The organism is Arthrobacter silviterrae, assembly GCF_011045165.1.
Lineage (GTDB): Bacteria > Actinomycetota > Actinomycetes > Actinomycetales > Micrococcaceae > Specibacter > Specibacter silviterrae.
In genome coordinates, this window is sequence record NZ_JAAKZI010000082.1 from 1 (window position 1) to 1,398 (window position 1,398).

At 53.6% G+C, this 1,398-nt stretch carries 2 protein-coding genes; both read left to right on the plus strand.

Going from position 1 to position 1,398, the window contains the following annotated elements:
• Window positions 1-43: 43 nt before the first annotated feature.
• Window positions 44-382 carry a PadR family transcriptional regulator gene (locus tag G6N77_RS19455; RefSeq protein WP_240902449.1) on the plus strand — a complete coding sequence of 113 codons (339 nt, stop codon included), beginning with the start codon at window positions 44-46 and terminating at the stop codon, window positions 380-382.
• Window positions 379-957, plus strand: coding sequence for an HAAS signaling domain-containing protein (locus G6N77_RS19460; RefSeq protein WP_165183822.1), 579 nt, complete (start codon window positions 379-381; stop codon window positions 955-957). The genes G6N77_RS19455 and G6N77_RS19460 overlap by 4 nt, the downstream gene beginning before the upstream one ends.
• Window positions 958-1,398 lie beyond the last annotated feature (441 nt).

The following is a 1,398-nucleotide window of genomic DNA, read 5'->3' on the forward strand; positions in this document are numbered from 1 at the left end:
CGATCACTAGAGTTTAGGATTATTAGCAGGTACCATGCATAGCATGGGAGCAGATGGGCAGGTGTTAGCAAACCTACGAAAAGGGGTTCTACAATATTGCGTTTTGGCACTAATGCGAGACGCTGATTACTACGGACACGATTTGGCTCGCAAACTCGCCCAAAGTGGGTTAATGGGCGGGACTGGAACCATTTATCCACTCCTTGCAAGGCTGCGTCGCAATGGTCTTGTCGATACCACCTGGAAAGAATCGACCTCGGGACCTCCCAGGCGTTACTACAGGCTGACTAAATCCGGCAAGAGTGCACTTGCCGAGTTCACGGCAGAATGGGACCTTCTGAAAAAAACAGTCGACGTCACGATGAACGGAACCCTCAAATGAAAGAAACCATTGATGGCTCGCAGGTACGCCGCTATCTTGACGAACTTGACTCCAGGCTCATGTCGCTGCCAGACACGGAGCGACACGAGATCATACGAGAAGTGGAAGAGCACATTCATGCAGAGCGAGTAGCCGGACACGCCACCTCTGCGATCCTGAAAGAATTGGGTTCACCAGAAGAAGTGGCAAGCGCTACCAATCAGGGCGGCACGAGCAGTCGCGGCGATTCGACTGCTTACCTCATCCTAACTACATGCCTGCTCCTCTTGGGGGGATTTGCGATTATTGGCTGGTTTGCAGGTGCCATACTTTTGTGGGTTGGCAAGTCCTGGACGTTTGCGGAAAAATTGATATGTACCTTGATCTGGCCCGGAGGGCTTGCTGCTGCCTTGATCTTCTTTTACATTCCCACCCAGTTTGAGGGACGCTTTTATCCCGGGGGTGTCTACAACGGACAACCGGGAAACAGTCCATGGTCCGTCTTCTTCGGCATCGCAATGTTCTTAGTACCCATAGTCGTTCAAGGCGCGATTCTCTTGCTGACGCTCAGGAGGAACAAGCACAAGGACTTCTAGGACCAGGGCTCCTAATATAGGGATCTATTCTACGAAGTCCAGCACCATGCTCTTGGCGGCGAAGTTGAGGATGATTCCTGTGCCGAGGGTAGCGTATTTCGGTCGCAATGAGATGGTTGAAGGGCCCTTAGAAGGCCCTGGTTTGGCCTAAGTGGGCAACGGGTCCGGCCGAATGGTAAGAAGACCTGGAACTGTGGGATCGATGTCGCGCGTGGTGCCATGGTAGGCATGAATGTACCCGTCCACGTACAGGTTTACGCCAGATCCTCCACGCCAGGGCCGCGAGCGGGTCGTGCCCTCGGTCGGGCCAACCCTTTATCAAGCCATGGCAAGGGGACGGGCCGATGCTGAACCACCACAGCGGCCCTGCATCAATCCTGCCAGCGGTCACCAGGCCTGCCAATAATTATTAGAGAGATCTTCTACAATTCGGTGCGAATC